At 49.7% G+C, this 14,607-nt stretch carries 14 protein-coding genes; 13 read left to right on the top strand and 1 reads right to left on the bottom strand.

Going from position 1 to position 14,607, the window contains the following annotated elements:
• Positions 1–14: 14 nt before the first annotated feature.
• The 13 genes from flhF (at position 15) to rpmG (ending at position 13,424) form a co-directional block, all read left to right on the top strand.
• A complete protein-coding gene (gene flhF / locus R6242_RS09835) occupies positions 15–1,559 on the top strand; it encodes a flagellar biosynthesis protein FlhF (RefSeq protein ID WP_293938295.1) in 1,545 nt (514 codons plus the stop codon).
• Entirely contained in the window at positions 1,537–2,439 is a 903-nt protein-coding gene (locus tag R6242_RS09830; RefSeq protein WP_318426278.1) for a MinD/ParA family protein, read from the top strand. The genes flhF and R6242_RS09830 overlap by 23 nt, the downstream gene beginning before the upstream one ends.
• Positions 2,439–3,509, top strand: a complete 1,071-nt coding sequence (locus R6242_RS09825; RefSeq protein WP_318426276.1) for an ABC transporter permease — start codon at positions 2,439–2,441, stop codon at positions 3,507–3,509. The genes R6242_RS09830 and R6242_RS09825 overlap by 1 nt, the downstream gene beginning before the upstream one ends.
• Positions 3,509–4,252, top strand: coding sequence for an ABC transporter ATP-binding protein (locus R6242_RS09820; protein WP_318426274.1), 744 nt, complete (start codon positions 3,509–3,511; stop codon positions 4,250–4,252). The genes R6242_RS09825 and R6242_RS09820 overlap by 1 nt, the downstream gene beginning before the upstream one ends.
• A 335-nt stretch (positions 4,253–4,587) precedes the next feature.
• Complete coding sequence (locus R6242_RS09815; protein ID WP_318426272.1) at positions 4,588–5,640, top strand: MlaD family protein; 1,053 nt, start codon at positions 4,588–4,590, stop codon at positions 5,638–5,640.
• A 69-nt stretch (positions 5,641–5,709) separates the two neighbouring features.
• Complete coding sequence (locus tag R6242_RS09810) at positions 5,710–6,291, top strand: ABC-type transport auxiliary lipoprotein family protein (RefSeq protein WP_318426270.1); 582 nt, start codon at positions 5,710–5,712, stop codon at positions 6,289–6,291.
• A gap of 44 nt (positions 6,292–6,335) precedes the next feature.
• Entirely contained in the window at positions 6,336–7,076 is a 741-nt protein-coding gene (locus tag R6242_RS09805; protein WP_318426268.1) for an RNA polymerase sigma factor FliA, read from the top strand.
• A gap of 9 nt (positions 7,077–7,085) precedes the next feature.
• Entirely contained in the window at positions 7,086–7,826 is a 741-nt protein-coding gene (locus R6242_RS09800; protein WP_318426266.1) for a flagellar motor protein, read from the top strand.
• A 113-nt stretch (positions 7,827–7,939) separates the two neighbouring features.
• Positions 7,940–8,683 (top strand): lysophospholipid acyltransferase family protein, encoded by a 744-nt coding sequence (locus R6242_RS09795; RefSeq protein WP_318426264.1) that lies wholly within the window; start codon positions 7,940–7,942, stop codon positions 8,681–8,683.
• A 46-nt stretch (positions 8,684–8,729) separates the two neighbouring features.
• Entirely contained in the window at positions 8,730–9,704 is a 975-nt protein-coding gene (locus tag R6242_RS09790) for a tetratricopeptide repeat protein (RefSeq protein WP_318426262.1), read from the top strand.
• 307 nt (positions 9,705–10,011) lie between these two features.
• On the top strand, positions 10,012–12,351 hold the full coding sequence (locus R6242_RS09785; RefSeq protein ID WP_318426260.1) for a DNA translocase FtsK: 2,340 nt from the start codon (positions 10,012–10,014) through the stop codon (positions 12,349–12,351).
• Positions 12,352–13,017: 666 nt separating this feature from the next.
• Complete coding sequence (rpmB, locus tag R6242_RS09780; protein ID WP_082752868.1) at positions 13,018–13,251, top strand: 50S ribosomal protein L28; 234 nt, start codon at positions 13,018–13,020, stop codon at positions 13,249–13,251.
• Positions 13,252–13,268: 17 nt separating this feature from the next.
• Complete coding sequence (gene rpmG / locus R6242_RS09775; protein WP_046350383.1) at positions 13,269–13,424, top strand: 50S ribosomal protein L33; 156 nt, start codon at positions 13,269–13,271, stop codon at positions 13,422–13,424.
• Between the two features lie 274 nt (positions 13,425–13,698).
• On the opposite strand, the gene R6242_RS09770 is transcribed toward rpmG, so the two are convergent.
• Positions 13,699–14,586 carry a LysR family transcriptional regulator gene (locus R6242_RS09770; RefSeq protein WP_293938273.1) on the bottom strand — a complete coding sequence of 296 codons (888 nt, stop codon included), beginning with the start codon at positions 14,584–14,586 and terminating at the stop codon, positions 13,699–13,701.
• Positions 14,587–14,607: the final 21 nt, after the last annotated feature.

Below are 14,607 nucleotides of genomic sequence, written 5' to 3'. Positions count from 1 at the left end.
GACGGCAACTGGATATGGTCGTAAAAAAGTTCTACGGAGCAACGACGCGTGATGCGCTGCGCCAAGTTCGAGATGAGCTTGGCCCAGACGCGCTGATCCTATCAAACCGCCAAGTATCCGGTGGCGGGATAGAGATCATGGCCGTAGCCGATGCCGATGTAGCCTCCCTCACCAATGTCCAAAGTGTTGCAGCACAGCCACGCCCCGCCCCCAGCAGCCGTGGCGCGCAAAATGGCGCAAAACTGCTGCAAAGCGCCCAAGCCGCTGCACCGATTAGTAAGGCGCTCGCCCGCTCTTACGCCATTCCTGATGACGACGATACAGAGCCAAGTACCGATCACATCGTGCACGATGAGCCTATGGTGCTGCGCAGCAACCGCAGCACACCCGCCGCATCACAGCGAGTAGAAGCCCCCTTACCGCTAGATAGTAATCCAGAATACCAGCAGCCGCGCCCCAGCCGCCCCCCGCCACGGGCTGCCACGCCAGCACCACGCCGCCCAGCGCCAGAACGCGCCTTACCTACCTTTAGTTTTGAAGATGACGCCTCACCCGTGGCACAAAATCCTGCTGATAAAGAAGCCATGGATGGAATTGCACGGGAAATCCGCCTATTGCGCGGCTTATTAGAAAGCCAATTAGCGGGCATGGCTTGGGGAGAGTTATCTCGTCACGCCCCCGAAAAACTAGAAGCGCTACGCCAATTACTATCCGCTGGATTTTGCCCCGCCTTATCACGTCAGCTGGTCGAAAAAATGCCTGCGCAAATGACGCTTGATCAAGGTATGCGCTGGGTTAAAGCCGCGCTCACGCATAATTTAGCCGCCGCTACCACCGACGATGATTTAATTAACCGTGGCGGTGTGTATGCCCTCATCGGCCCCACTGGCGTCGGCAAAACCACCACGGTGGCCAAGCTGGCAGCGCGTTGCGCCCTACTGCACGGGCCAGATTCGGTAGCGCTGCTCACTACCGATAGCTACCGGATTGGTGCTCACGATCAGCTGCGCATTTACGGCCGCATTATTGGTGTGCCGGTGCACGAAGTCAAAGACGAAACCGATCTGCAATTTACCCTCGCCGATCTAAGCGAAAAGCACTTAGTGCTGATCGATACCGTCGGCATGGGCCAACGTGATCAACGCATCAGCGAGCAACTGGCGCTATTTGATGAAGACAATGTCTCTACCCTGCTGCTGCTGGCGGCCAATGCCCAAACCGGCACGCTAGACGATGTAGCCCGCCGCTACCGCAACACCCATTTAGCTGGATGTATTCTTACCAAGCTCGACGAAGCCATGAATCTAGGCGGCTGCCTTGATGTGGCGATTCGGCATAAGCTGCGCTTGCACTTTTTAACCAATGGCCAGCGTGTGCCAGAAGACTTGCACCGTGCCAATGTGTCTTACTTAGTCGACCGCGCTTTTAGGGCTGAAACGCAAAATAGCGCTTTTACCTTAAAGCCTGATGAGTTCCCGCTCTATATGGGATCGCAAGGCGGCACCATGGATAATCCGCTCGATTTTAATATGAATCATGCGAGCCATTCCCGTGGCTAGTCTGTGGTCCGATCAGGCAGCGGGCCTACGGGCCATGATTGCCCCCATCCCCTGCCGCAGCATCAGCTTAAATGGCGGGCGTGGCGGCAGTGGCACCACCACGTTGGCCATTAACCTAGCCGCAGCGCTGGCCGAGCGCAATCGTGAGGTCATTCTGCTGGATGAATTTAGCGGCATGGGCAATGTGGCCCATCGCATGCGCATAGAGCAAAAGCACGAGCTAGATCATGTACTACGCCGCGAAGTGACCCTTGCTGATACCCTGCTGGCCACCGATGCAGGTTTTTCTATCCTGCCTATCTGCGCTAAAGCGACGGTGCTAAGCAGCCTAAATGAGCGAGAGTTAACTTGGCTATCCGCCGAGTTTGAGCAACTCACCCAATATGTTGAATTTTTGCTACTCGATACTCGCCCCTCCGCCGGCCATGGCGTGCCCTGCCTCAGCTTGGCGGCAGATGATGTAATGGTGATTGTTTCTAATAGCGCCGAATCGCTAACCGATGCCTACGCCACCATTAAATTACTCAGCACAGAATACGCAAGGCGTGAATTTAGAGTGTTAGTGAATCGCGTCGATACCATTACCGAGGCGGGGCTTATTTTTAACCGCCTTAAAAGCGTCGCCAAACAATATTTAGGCGATGCAGCGCAAATGAAGCTGATTGGCTATGTGCCAGAAGACGAAAAACTACAAAGAGCAGGGCGCTTAGGCCGCACGGTGCTGGATGCTTTCCCTGACGCAGAATCCAGCCATGCCTTTCGCCAACTGGCCGATGTGATGCTGCGCTGGCGTAAACCTAGCCATAGCCTAGATCGCACCGGCTTTCTTTACCGCTTGGTTGAATCCAGCCGCCTGCTGGCTGAACAACTTCAACACTGATGACTCAACTCGAAATCAACCCCACAGACCACACAATCCAACTCTCTGGCCGCCTAGACGCCCAGACGGTTGCCCCTCTCTGGGCCCCAGCCAGCAAGCTGGGTGTCTGTGAAGTAGACGCCAGCAAAGTAAGCTATTGCGATGGGGCCGGTGTGGCGCTGTTTTATCTGCTGATTCAGGGCGGAGCCAAGATCAAGCAGCTAGCCCCTCCCTTTGCCGAATTACTCGACGCGTTTCAAGTCGAAACTCCGCTCTATCAAGCGCCTATCCCTGCGAAAATAGGCTGGCTCACCGCCCTTGGCAAAGCAACCGCCGAGCATAAAACGGCGCTGCGTCACGCCATCAGCTATCTGGGCGAGCTCAGTGCCGCCATGCACCAAGTGCTGCTCTCCCCCAGTAAACTACGCATTACAGAAGTGATTGCCACCGCCAGTAAAAATGGCGCAGATGCCCTGCCTATCGTGGCTCTGATTGCCGCCCTTTTGGGAATGATCTTAGCGTTTCAATCGGCGATCCCCATGCGTCAATTTGGCGCAGAAGTATTTGTTGCCGATTTAGTAGGCCTATCCTTGGTGCGTGAGCTGGCCCCCTTAATGATGGCGATTTTACTAGCTGGCCGTACTGGCGCAGCTTTTGCCGCTGAGCTTGCCAGCATGAAAGTAAACGAAGAATTAAATGCCCTCACCACCTTGGGCCTGAATCCCATACGCTATTTAGTGCTACCCAGAATTATTGCCACTACGCTGATGGCCCCGCTGCTGTCGGCTTGTGCGGTATTGATTGGCCTTGTAGGCGCGGCCATTGTGATGCTCAGTTTTAATATCCCCATCCAAACGTATATCAGCCGCGTTTCAACCATTGTGCATTTAGGCGACTTTACCGGTGGCTTATTTAAGGCGGCCATCTTTGGTATGGAAATCGCGCTGATTGGTTGTTTTAGGGGCTTGCAAGCGGGCAGTGGAGCCAGCGCCGTAGGGGCCGCCACCACGCAAGCCGTTGTGAGCAGCATTGTGGCTGTTGTGGTTAGCGACGGCCTATTTGCTTTTGTTTTCTACTTATTGGGCTGGTGATGCAAGACGCCATTATTCAAGTCAAACAATTGCAATGCGGCTATGGCAATCGCGTTATTTTGCGTGATATCAGCTTTGAGGTTAGCAAGGGCGAAATCATTACCATTTTAGGTGGATCAGGTTGCGGCAAATCCACCTTACTCAAACATATGATCGGCCTTTTGCCCGCGCAACAAGGCGCGGTACTGATTGGCGACGAAGACATCATGAGTGCGCAAGGCGAAACACGGCAGCGTATCTTGGCCCGTATTGGAGTGATGTATCAATCGGGGGCGTTATTTGGCTCGCTGACGGTGCTAGAAAACGTCATGCTGCCGCTGGCAGAATATACCCCGCTCAATGATGCCGCCCGTGAAATCGTTGCCAGGCTAAAGCTGCGCTTGGTGGGGCTGGATGCCTATGCAGATTTTTTACCCAGTGCGCTATCAGGCGGAATGCAAAAACGCGCCGCCATTGCCCGTGCGCTGGCCCTAGACCCTCAAGTTTTGTTTTTAGACGAGCCATCAGCAGGGTTAGACCCCATCACCGCCGCCGAGTTAGATACCTTGATTTTGCAATTAGCACATAGCCTGCACACCACCTTTATTGTGGTCACCCACGAGCTAGCCAGTATTTTCACCATTGCAGACCGCGCCATCATGCTGGATAAACACGCACAGGGCATCATTGCCATTGGCGCACCTAAAACGCTAGCTGCAGACCCCGACCCTCGGATCAGCAACTTTTTTACCCGACACTTGTAAGGCGATCTATCTTGCCGACGCGCAACTTTGTTACGAATCATAACTATTTTTTGTCCCCTAAAAGCACGAAAAAATCCGTGGAATATTAAGCGTATCTCCTTGCTTGATCTGCAAGCATAAGCAATTGGAAACCTCGAAATACCCATCTTTATTTAGGTTTTTCGAGGCTCCCAATCGATTGAGCTGCTTTATATTTAAACCATGGCGGATTCAACAAGTAAGAGCAATCACGATGCGGGTCTATTCATGTTTTTCCTGCAGTTCGTGGACTGAGTATTTTTAATGCATTCGCATAAAAATGATTAATCGTTAAAGCGCATTAAACCCCTGGCCCAATGATGACCACACAAAAGCACTATTTTCGCCTAGGCGTATTTGTCCTAGCTGCCCTCAGTATTTGCCTCATCCTCGCCATTGCTTTTGGGGCTGGCCGCTGGACACGCACCACCATTACCTTAGAAAGCTACTTTAATGAATCAGTACAGGGTGTTGATATTGGCTCAAAAGTAAAATATCGCGGTGTGGTCGTGGGGGAGGTCAGCCATATTGGCTTTACATATTCACGCTATCAGCAGGATTTGCCCCCCAGTGAGCGCCAGCAATATGTGCTGATCGAGACCAAACTTCGCCCTGAATTATTTGGCGGCAAAAACATGCCGTTTCCTGATCAAAGCTATTTAGATAAAGAAATCGCCAAAGGCCTGCGGATTCGGCTTAATCCTCAAGGCCTAACGGGTACTAGCTACTTAGAAATTGACTATCAAGATCTAGAGCGCAACCCCAGCCTAGCTATGCAATGGCAGCCCCAACATTTGTATATTCCTTCAGCCAGAAGCACCGTGGCCCAGCTTGTCAACGCCACCCAAAACTTGGCGATACGCCTACAAAAGCTAGATATTGAAGGATTAATCAACAATTTAAATCAAGTCTTAAGCACGGCCAATAGCAAGATGAATGACATTCCTTTGCAAGCCCTCGCACAAAAAATGCTTTTAATTACGGATAAGCTAGAAAAAATTCCTTTCTCTGAGCTCAGTACCGAAGCCAGTGGCCTGATGCACGAAGCCCGTAGCAGTAATCAAGCCTTACAAAAACTCCTTACCGATCCAGCTTGGGCCAGCGCCCCAAGCGATCTAGCCGCCAGCGCCAAACAAGCACGCGCCCTGCTAGAAAACCCACATCTCGTTGGCAGCTTACAAAAAATGGAGAGCAGCTTAAGCCGCCTAGATAAACTATTAGAGCAACATGAAGGCGGCTTAGATAACACGCTCAGTAATATGCAACAAATCAGCGAAGACTTACGCGTAATCAGTGAAGCTGCAAGAGCAAACCCAACCGGGCTACTACTTGGCAAACCACCCGCGCCTTATGTTTTACCAAATAAATGACGGATGTTACACAGTAAAAAGCGTCGACTTCTTACCATCAGGAAATAACTTTAAAATGACTAAATCCCTATGAAACGCCTGATTCTCTTACTCTGTAGTGCCTTGATCGCCGCCTGCGGCACGGCCATTCCTAGCAAAGAAACTTATTTGCCTGTGATTGAGCGCAGCGGGCTCAGCCATGCGGTGCAATTTAAAGGCACGCTGCAAATCAAAGCCTTTAGCGCCCAAGCTCCGTTTGGCGAGCGTCACTTTTTTTACCGTGAAAGCGCCCAACGCTTTGCCAAAGATCCTTACCGCGAATGGCTCTCTTCCCCCACAGGCTTAATAACAGCCCATGCGCAAACTTGGTTAAAAAGCAGTGGCTTATTTAGCGAAGTGCTGCCCTTATCCTCAAATCAGACCGCAGATTACCAACTCAGCGGTGAATTGCTCACGCTGCATACCGATTTGCAAGCAAAGCCTATTGCCGTAGCAAAACTGCATATACGCTTAAGCTCTGCGAAGTCCCCTGTTATACTCGATACTATTCTTACGGCAAACGAGCCATTATCTGGCACGAGTGCTAGCGATATAGCGGCAGGATTAGACAAAGCACTTGCCAGTACGCTTAAACAATTAGAAAGCAAACTGATTTCATCCCCAACTTCTTAGACGGTCGGCTAAACTGATTTTAGCCTCCCTCACAGTAGAAACAAATGGCAGCGCCACGCGCACTATCCCTTTATCGTCAGACTCAGGCAAGCCAAGATGAAGATTACGTCACTCGGCACGCACCCTTGGTCAAAAGGATCGCCTATCATATGGTGAGCCGTTTGCCTGCGAGTGTAGAAGTCGATGATTTGATTCAAGTGGGCATGATGGGCTTGATGGAAGCGGCAAAAAACTTTGATCCGAATGCAGGAGTGCTGTTTGAAACCTTTGCCTCACAGCGTATTCGCGGTGCCATGCTCGATGAATTAAGAAGCGCCGATTGGATGCCTCGCCACGCCCGCAAGCATATGCGCGATATCGAAGCCGCCATGCTGGCCCTAGGCCACAAGCTAGGTAGAGCGCCGCTAGAGAGTGAAGTTGCAAAGTACCTACAGCTCGATTTAGAAGCCTATCAAGACCTACTGAGCGAAGCGCGAGGCCACCAACTGGTGCACCTTGAAGATCTTGAAGACGAAGATGAAAACCATCACAGCGTTCAATACGCTGCCGACCATGCGATTAATCCGCTGCAGCAACTGGCAGATGCAAATTTTCAGCAAAATTTAATTAAGGGCATTGACGAGCTACCAGAGCGTGAAAAACTGGTCATGGCGCTGTATTACGATGAAGAACTCAATCTTAAAGAAATTGGGGCTGTGCTAGGTGTAACCGAATCACGGGTTTGCCAGTTGCACAGCCAAGCCATTGCCCGCTTAAGGGCCAGATTAGGCGATTGGACGAGTTGATAAAGACTTATGGATAAAATTAGTATTTTTGGTATTTTACTAGGCTTAACTGCAGTGATTCTTGGCCAAGTTTTAGAAGGCGGCCACGTTGCGTCTTTGATGCAAGCCACAGCTTTTTTAATTGTAACGGGTGGCACCTTAGGGGCCGTCATGCTGCAAACTCGGCAAGATCATTTTATTGCAGGGATAAAAATGGTGAAGTGGGTATTTATCCCCCCACAACATGATTTTAAAAAACAACTAGGCGTTTTATTAAACTGGAGCCAACAAGCTCGTCGTGGTGGCTTATTGGCTTTAGAAGCCTATGTGCAAAGCGAAAAAGATATTTTTGTAAAACGCGCACTGCAAATGGTTGTAGATGGAGCCGAGCCAGAAGTCATCCGCCGCGCGATGGAGCTTGATATCGATTCATTTGAAGATCGTGCACGCTCCGCGGCCAAAATTTGGGAAGCGGCCGGTGGCTACTCTCCCACGATCGGCATTATCGGCGCGGTAATGGGGCTGATTCATGTGATGGAAAACCTAACCGACCCATCCAAGCTAGGTGCGGGGATTGCTGTGGCCTTTGTCGCCACCATTTATGGGGTTGCCATGGCCAACCTGCTGTTTCTGCCCATTGCACACAAGCTAAAACAGCATATCCAAACCGAAATAAAACGCCGTGAAATGTTACTCGAAGGCTTAGTTGCCATCGCCAATGGTGAAAATCCAAGGGTGCTAGAAAACAAACTAGCAGGGTTTTTATCTTAAGCCATTTTTTGTAAGCGCCGTCCGCAGGCAGCCCGCTTTTATCGTGATGTAAAAAATTTCGCCGTATTTTTGCACTTCATCCCAGCCCCTCCATCGCCCTGCGGAGAACTCCCATGCTTTGGCTTGCAAAATGGCTTCGTCTTCTTATTGCTGGGCTAGATCTGCTGTGTTTTACGCTCTTGATGATGGCCTTAGCCCGTCTGCCGATGGCTTGGCTCGGTTTTTACCCCACACTATTTCAGAGCTGGTGCCGTTGTTTTATTAGGGCGCTGGGAGTAGAGCTACGTTTACACCAGCACCACCAAGCCCCCCTTCCTCGCCAATATATCTTGATCGCCAATCATCCTTCAGCCTTTGAAGATGTCGGCATTCCGGCTTTTTTCCCTGTTAGAAATTTAGCCAAAGCCGAAGTACGCAATTGGTGGTTTGTTGGGCGGATTGCCGAGGCGGCAGGCACTTTATTTGTACAACGGGAGCAAAAAGACGCTCGGCAAGCCGCATTGCAAAATATGATTAGCGCGGTGCTAGCGGGTCACTCAATTGCGCTTTATCCAGAAGGCGGCTGCAAAGGCCGGCGTTTATGGGATAAATTTCTTTATGGCGCATTTACTGTTTCATTAGCAACAGGTGTGCCTATCTTGCCAGTTTTTTTACATTACGAGGCGCAAGAGGCTTTTGAATGGGCCCCAAATACCACACTATTGAAAAAACTCTGGCAGATCATTTGCGCCCCGAATAAAGTAGCCCATTATCATATTTTTGATCCACTTGATGCCAAGCAATTTAAAGATAAAGACGAATATTCGCGCCACACTTATGCGCTTTATCTAGCATGGCAACAACGCTTTCTAGAATAATCCCCTCTGTATCCACCCATCCCAGCACAAAAAACAGGATGCTGATATGCACCGCTATATCGTCATGTTTTGCCTTGCCTTTCTCACCTTCATTGCACAAGCAAGCCCAGCAGATATCAAACAATTACTCAATGATAAGAAATATGCTGAAGCAGAAAAACAGTTAAAAGCGCAGCTACAAGCCAATCCCAAAGACGATATTGCTTTACTTGGCCTAGGGCAAATTCCTGTACTGAGTGGCGATAGTAAACACCTAGCAGAATCAATTACTTATTTAGAAAAATGTATTGAAATTAATCCTAATTCATCAGCCTGCCATTTATGGCTAGGCAATACCTATGGCACGATGGTGCAAAACTCCGGCATGCTTACTGCCGCTAAATACGCCAGTAAAATCAAGGCAGAATTCGCCCGTGCAGTTGAATTAGATCCCCAATCATACGAAGCGCGCGATGGCCTCAATAATTTTTACTTACAAGCGCCAGGTATTGTGGGAGGCAGCATTAGCAAAGCCAAAGCGAATACCGAGGAATTTGCTAAATTACAGCCTAATTTAGGCCATTTATTGCGTGCCTCTGTATTGATTGCCGATGATAAGTTTGAGCAAGCTCAGGCAGAATTGCTTCTTACCAAGGCTGGTGATGAGCTAGATACCTTGCTGAGCATCTGGCTACAGCTGGACTTAGCTTATTTAAACGACAATCAAGCCGACAAATCAGCCGCCCTTTTCCAGCGGCGGCTCACTCAATACCCCAATCAAGCGAGTTTCCATTTGGGATTAGGCAAAAGCCTATTAGAACAATCCAAAATTGATCCTGCCATTCAAAGCTTAGAGCAGGCCGTGCATTTAGATAAGAATCTCGGCGGGCAATACCGGCTTGGCATCGCCTATCAAAGGAAAGGCGACAAACAAAAAGCCATTGCTAATTTTGAACAGTTTCTTGCTTTAAAAATCAATAAAAACAGCAAAGCCGTTGATGAAGCCAATACCCGCTTAAACGAGCTAAAAAAAGCAAGTTAGGAAACCTCTGGTTAAATCGGCACCCCCGAATGTTTTTATCAGAGATCCAAGGTAAATACTGGTTTCCCGACTGCGCGGGAATCACGAAACTGAATAAATCAGGTTTTCCCTAGCGCCTTCGTAGCGGCACGGCATGCCGTGCTACAGTAACTTTATCTAGGGCAACTCTTTAGCAAAAATTGCACAAATGAAAGCACGCCCATCCCATTAATATTATGGTTTATTACCCAAATGCAGTAGCCCACTGCTGTTTGTAGGATGTTGCCGCTATAATTAGCCGCATATCTATTGAGTAGCATCAGCCCAAATGGCCATATTTCGTAAAAAAAACGTCGCGAACGTCTCCAGCCGCGCCGCCTTGCCACCGCAAATCGCTATTTTATTACGCGAATCTTGGTGGTTTATTCTGGTTGTGCTGGTTATTTATCTGGTGCTTGTGCTAAGTACCTATAGCCCCATTGACCCGGGCTGGTCGCACAGCGCCACTCGGCCAGAGATTCATAACCGTGGCGGGGCCGTGGGCGCGTGGATTGCCGATGTCTTACTGTATTTATTTGGCTTTTCTGCGTGGTGGTGGGTGGGCTTTTGTTTCTCCGCCATTTTATGGGGCTATCGCCGCATCGATCATGTAAGCGATGGCGCTCGCCCAACCGTATTGTTTGCCTGCATTGGTTTTCTGCTGATTATTTTATCCAGCTCTAGCTTTGAAGCATTGCGCCTGCATAGCCTCACCGCGGCCTTACCCCAAGCCCCTGGCGGCATTCTGGGCGTGTCCTTGGGGGGGTGGCTGTATTTAAGCTTTGGCTTTTCTGGCTCAACATTATTTTTAGTGGCCACAATGTGTATCGGCGTTTCGCTATTCACAGGGCTTTCTTGGCTGCACTTAATGGAAAACCTAGGCACGGTAATTGAGCTGGCCTTCCTTAAAACACAGGATGCGATCCAAGCCTATCAAGATAGAAAAATTGGCCGCGAAGCCACGGTTATCCGTAGTGAGAAAGTCACCTCAGAGAAAAAACGCTTCGATGAAAAGCCCCCCGTGCGGATTGAAGCCACGCATAGCGAAGCGCCAGCAGTACCCAAACCGCTCAGCAAAAAAGCACAAGAAGAGCAGCAAAAAGCCGCGCAAGTGCCGCTATTTAACGCCGAAGATCTGCCGCTTATTGCCAGCAATCAAGCCTTACCTTCGATCAAGCTACTGACCCCAGCGCCGCCAGCTAAAGAAACCATTAGCAAGGACACGCTGGAATTCACCTCTAGGCTGATCGAGAAGAAACTCGCCGACTTTAATGTTGAAGTCAAAGTGATTGCCGCCTACCCAGGCCCCGTGATTACTCGTTATGAGATCGAGCCGGCAGTTGGGGTAAAAGGCTCGCAAATTGTGAATCTGATGAAGGATTTATCACGGGCATTGGGATTGGTATCGATACGGGTGGTGGAAACCATCCCAGATAAAACCTGCATGGGCCTTGAGCTACCCAACCCAAGCCGCCAAATCATCCGCCTATCAGAGATCCTATCTTCCGAGCCTTATCACGCCATGGCTAGCAAGCTAACCATTGCATTAGGTAAAGACATCACCGGCAAGCCCATTGTGACCGATCTGGGTAAAGCGCCGCATATGCTGGTGGCAGGGACCACCGGCTCGGGTAAATCGGTGGGTGTAAATGCCATGATTTTAAGTCTGGTTTATAAGGCCACCGCCGACGAAGTGCGCTTTATTATGATCGACCCCAAAATGCTAGAGCTATCGGTTTACGAAGGGATTCCTCATCTATTAGCGCCCGTAGTCACCGATATGAAGCTGGCCGCCAACGCGCTGAACTGGTGCGTGGCCGAAATGGAAAAACGCTACCGCCTGATGAGCACCTTTGGCGTGCGTAATCTTGCCGGTTACAACCAAAAAATACGCGAAGCAGAAAAAACCGGTAAGCCACTCACTAACCCATTCGCGCTTACGCCGGATGATCCTGAGCGCTTAGAGCACCTGCCCTTTATTGTGGTGGTGGTAGATGAATTTGCCGACCTCATTATGGTGGCAGGCAAGAAGATTGAAGAGCTGATCGCGCGGCTGGCACAAAAAGCCCGCGCGGCCGGCATCCACCTGATTCTGGCAACTCAGCGCCCTTCGGTAGACGTAATTACCGGCCTGATTAAAGCCAATATTCCAACTCGGCTAGCGTTTCAGGTTTCTAGCAAAATTGATAGCCGCACTATTCTTGATCAGATGGGGGCAGAAGCCTTGCTAGGACAAGGCGATATGTTGTTCTTACCGCCCGGCAGTGGCTACCCGCTGCGCGTGCATGGTGCGTTTGTGGACGACAACGAAGTGCATCAAGTGGTGGAAAACCTGAAGCAACAGGGCGAGCCTAACTATATCGATGGCATCTTAAATGGGGGCTTTGAGGCAGAAGCCGCAGCGGGTGGTGGCAGCAGTGAAAGCAATAATGAAAACGACCCACTCTACGACGAAGCCGTGGCCTTTGTGCTAAAAAGCCGCCGTGCATCCATTTCATCGGTACAGCGCCAGTTGCGAATAGGCTATAACCGCGCTGCGAGGCTGATTGAGCAGATGGAGGCCTCTGGCCTAGTTAGTGGCATGGAAACCAATGGCAATCGCACTGTACTAGCCCCTGCGAGTGAATAAACCACTATTCTCTTTAAACTACGGGTGGCAGATGCCCAAGCATCGCCACCTGCTGCTCGCCTGTTTACTTTAGTGGCCCCGCACGTTAAAGACGTAAAGTTTTTATAGCGTTGAACGGCCGCTTTAAGCTGATCCGCAATAATACTAATACAGACGCCTTCGTATGCAAAAACAGCCAAGGCTCGCAGTACAAGCCTGAATCAGGCTTATCGCTTTGCTATCCACACGCGGCCTTTATTCCAATTGCAATCCTCTGCTCCGCGTACGCCAAGCAAAACCACGCAAATTAATTTCAAGCGACACAAAGGCAATTTCCCGGCCCGCAGCGCGGTGAGTTTAAAAAAACCTGATGCTTGCGCCAAAAAATCAGCCCAAAATTTTAGCCTAGCCAGCTCAAAAACAACTAAGTGCCATCTTGAACTCAGTAATATGACCCAAGACGATGCCACAAAAAGTGTATTTTTTGAGATCATTTTTTCCTACTAGAAAAATAACAACATTAGCCCAGCCAAAGCCGCAGAAAGACTGGTTTTAGCCGCCAAAACCCTTGAAAAATAGCAAGAAAGTTTTCTGCCCAACTTAGTGCAAAGTGACATAGCTCTTGAAACAAATAGTGGATCTATGCTATAAATCCGGTTTTTCTCAGAAGTCAGGGAATTACCCGCCATGGCACGAGTATGTGAAGTCACCGGCAAGCGCCCAGTGACAGGGAACAATGTTTCCCACGCCAATAACAAAACTAAGCGTCGTTTTCTTCCTAATCTACACAGCCGTCGTTTCTGGGTAGAAAGCGAAAACCGCTTTGTTCGTCTGCGTGTATCTAACGCTGCACTCCGTACTATCGATAAACTAGGCATCGAAGTCGTCCTCGCGGATCTCCGCGCTCGTGGCGAAGTTTGAGGCTGAGGTAAGAAATCATGCGTGAAAAAATTAAGCTGGAATCCAGCGCCGGTACTGGTCACTTTTACACAACGACCAAGAACAAGCGCACTATGCCTACTAAGTTAGAAATCAAGAAGTACGATCCCGTGGTTCGTAAACACGTGATCTACAAGGAAACCAAGCTGAAGTAATTCAGTTGTTGCACGGTACCTTCATACTAGAACCCTGCTCCCAGTGGGGTTTTTGTATTTCTAGTAAAGCAGTAGCAAGATATAAGAAGCATCGGTTTTATCGAACCAGCATGCTTTATTGAAGCCAGACATCGTCTGGCTTTTTTATTTGCCAGCTAAAAGACATTGAGCAGTCCACTAAAAAAACCACGAAACAATATGCCATGCAGTCACTGCTGATATTTAAATCACAGCTGCACGAAGCACCTTCAAGTAATTTTCATGGACAAGCCTCTCAGGCCAGATCCCATTCCGTTTTCAGCGAGCTACGCAGCATGCCAATCAAAGGATCATGCTCCCTATCTGCCGAATAAATAAACTGTAGCGGTACTCGCACTGCAATCTCCCCACCCCGCCATAATGCAATTGAGCCGTCCGCTGCAAAACGCTTTGCCGTGCGCTCTGCCAGAATAGCCACCCCCATTCCTGCTTTAACCAACTCAACCAAAGTAGCTTCTTCATCAAACTCACCAACCACTTTAGGAGCAATATTTTGGCTGCGCCATAGCTCTAAAGTAATTTCAGCAAGACTAGTAAATTGCGACAAGCCAAGCCAAGCGGTTTTACCAAGTGTTTTCCAATCGGCATTGGCCAGCTCACCTGCTAAGGCTGGTGGCAGTGCAACACAAAAACCAATCTCGGTGAGTTGCAAAGTGGTCACATTTTGATAGGGATTACGCCCCAGATAAAAACCACCATCGAGGATTTTTTTCCGCACATCGTTCAGCACACTCACCGAAATACCATGGGTGGTTTGTGCCGAAATCAGCGGATATTTCTCGCGTAAATGAGCCAACCAAGAGCCTAAACGCAGCCTTGCAGGCACGCCAATAGTGCCAATCTTGACCTTACCTCGGGGCTCTCCTGCTAGCCCTTTAGCACGATTTTGCATCGCTCTTGCCAAGGCCAAAATATTTTCTGCATCGGGCAGCAGCAATTTCCCTGCCTCGGTCAGCTGCACACCGCCGGGGAAACGCTCAAATAGCGGCAAGCCAAATTCTTCTTCCAAGGCTTTAATTTGCGCAGTGACGGCTGGCTGCGATAAATGCAGCAGCTCTGCGGCTTGGGTGAGGTGCCCCTGCTGTGCAACGGCCACTAGGGTGCGTATTTGATAGATTTCCATGCGGAAAGTATGCTCAAAAAC

The organism is Iodobacter sp. CM08 (assembly GCF_033446605.1).
Lineage (GTDB): Bacteria > Pseudomonadota > Gammaproteobacteria > Burkholderiales > Chitinibacteraceae > Iodobacter.
This window is presented reverse-complemented; position numbering and strand designations above follow the sequence as displayed.

Excerpts from the sequence above, each read along its gene's own strand:
- R6242_RS09800 (WP_318426266.1), top strand. The coding sequence starts at position 7,086 with ATGGATAAAATTAGTATTTTTGGTATTTTACTAGGCTTAACTGCAGTG.
- R6242_RS09810 (WP_318426270.1), top strand. The coding sequence starts at position 5,710 with ATGAAACGCCTGATTCTCTTACTCTGTAGTGCCTTGATCGCCGCCTGC.
- R6242_RS09825 (WP_318426276.1), top strand. The coding sequence starts at position 2,439 with ATGACTCAACTCGAAATCAACCCCACAGACCACACAATCCAACTCTCT.
- R6242_RS09820 (WP_318426274.1), top strand. The coding sequence starts at position 3,509 with ATGCAAGACGCCATTATTCAAGTCAAACAATTGCAATGCGGCTATGGC.
- R6242_RS09785 (WP_318426260.1), top strand. The coding sequence starts at position 10,012 with ATGGCCATATTTCGTAAAAAAAACGTCGCGAACGTCTCCAGCCGCGCC.
- R6242_RS09805 (WP_318426268.1), top strand. The coding sequence starts at position 6,336 with ATGGCAGCGCCACGCGCACTATCCCTTTATCGTCAGACTCAGGCAAGC.
- flhF (WP_293938295.1), top strand. The coding sequence starts at position 15 with ATGGTCGTAAAAAAGTTCTACGGAGCAACGACGCGTGATGCGCTGCGC.
- R6242_RS09770 (WP_293938273.1), bottom strand. The coding sequence starts at position 14,586 with ATGGAAATCTATCAAATACGCACCCTAGTGGCCGTTGCACAGCAGGGG.
- rpmG (WP_046350383.1), top strand. The coding sequence starts at position 13,269 with ATGCGTGAAAAAATTAAGCTGGAATCCAGCGCCGGTACTGGTCACTTT.
- R6242_RS09830 (WP_318426278.1), top strand. The coding sequence starts at position 1,537 with ATGCGAGCCATTCCCGTGGCTAGTCTGTGGTCCGATCAGGCAGCGGGC.
- R6242_RS09795 (WP_318426264.1), top strand. The coding sequence starts at position 7,940 with ATGCTTTGGCTTGCAAAATGGCTTCGTCTTCTTATTGCTGGGCTAGAT.
- R6242_RS09815 (WP_318426272.1), top strand. The coding sequence starts at position 4,588 with ATGATGACCACACAAAAGCACTATTTTCGCCTAGGCGTATTTGTCCTA.
- R6242_RS09790 (WP_318426262.1), top strand. The coding sequence starts at position 8,730 with ATGCACCGCTATATCGTCATGTTTTGCCTTGCCTTTCTCACCTTCATT.
- rpmB (WP_082752868.1), top strand. The coding sequence starts at position 13,018 with ATGGCACGAGTATGTGAAGTCACCGGCAAGCGCCCAGTGACAGGGAAC.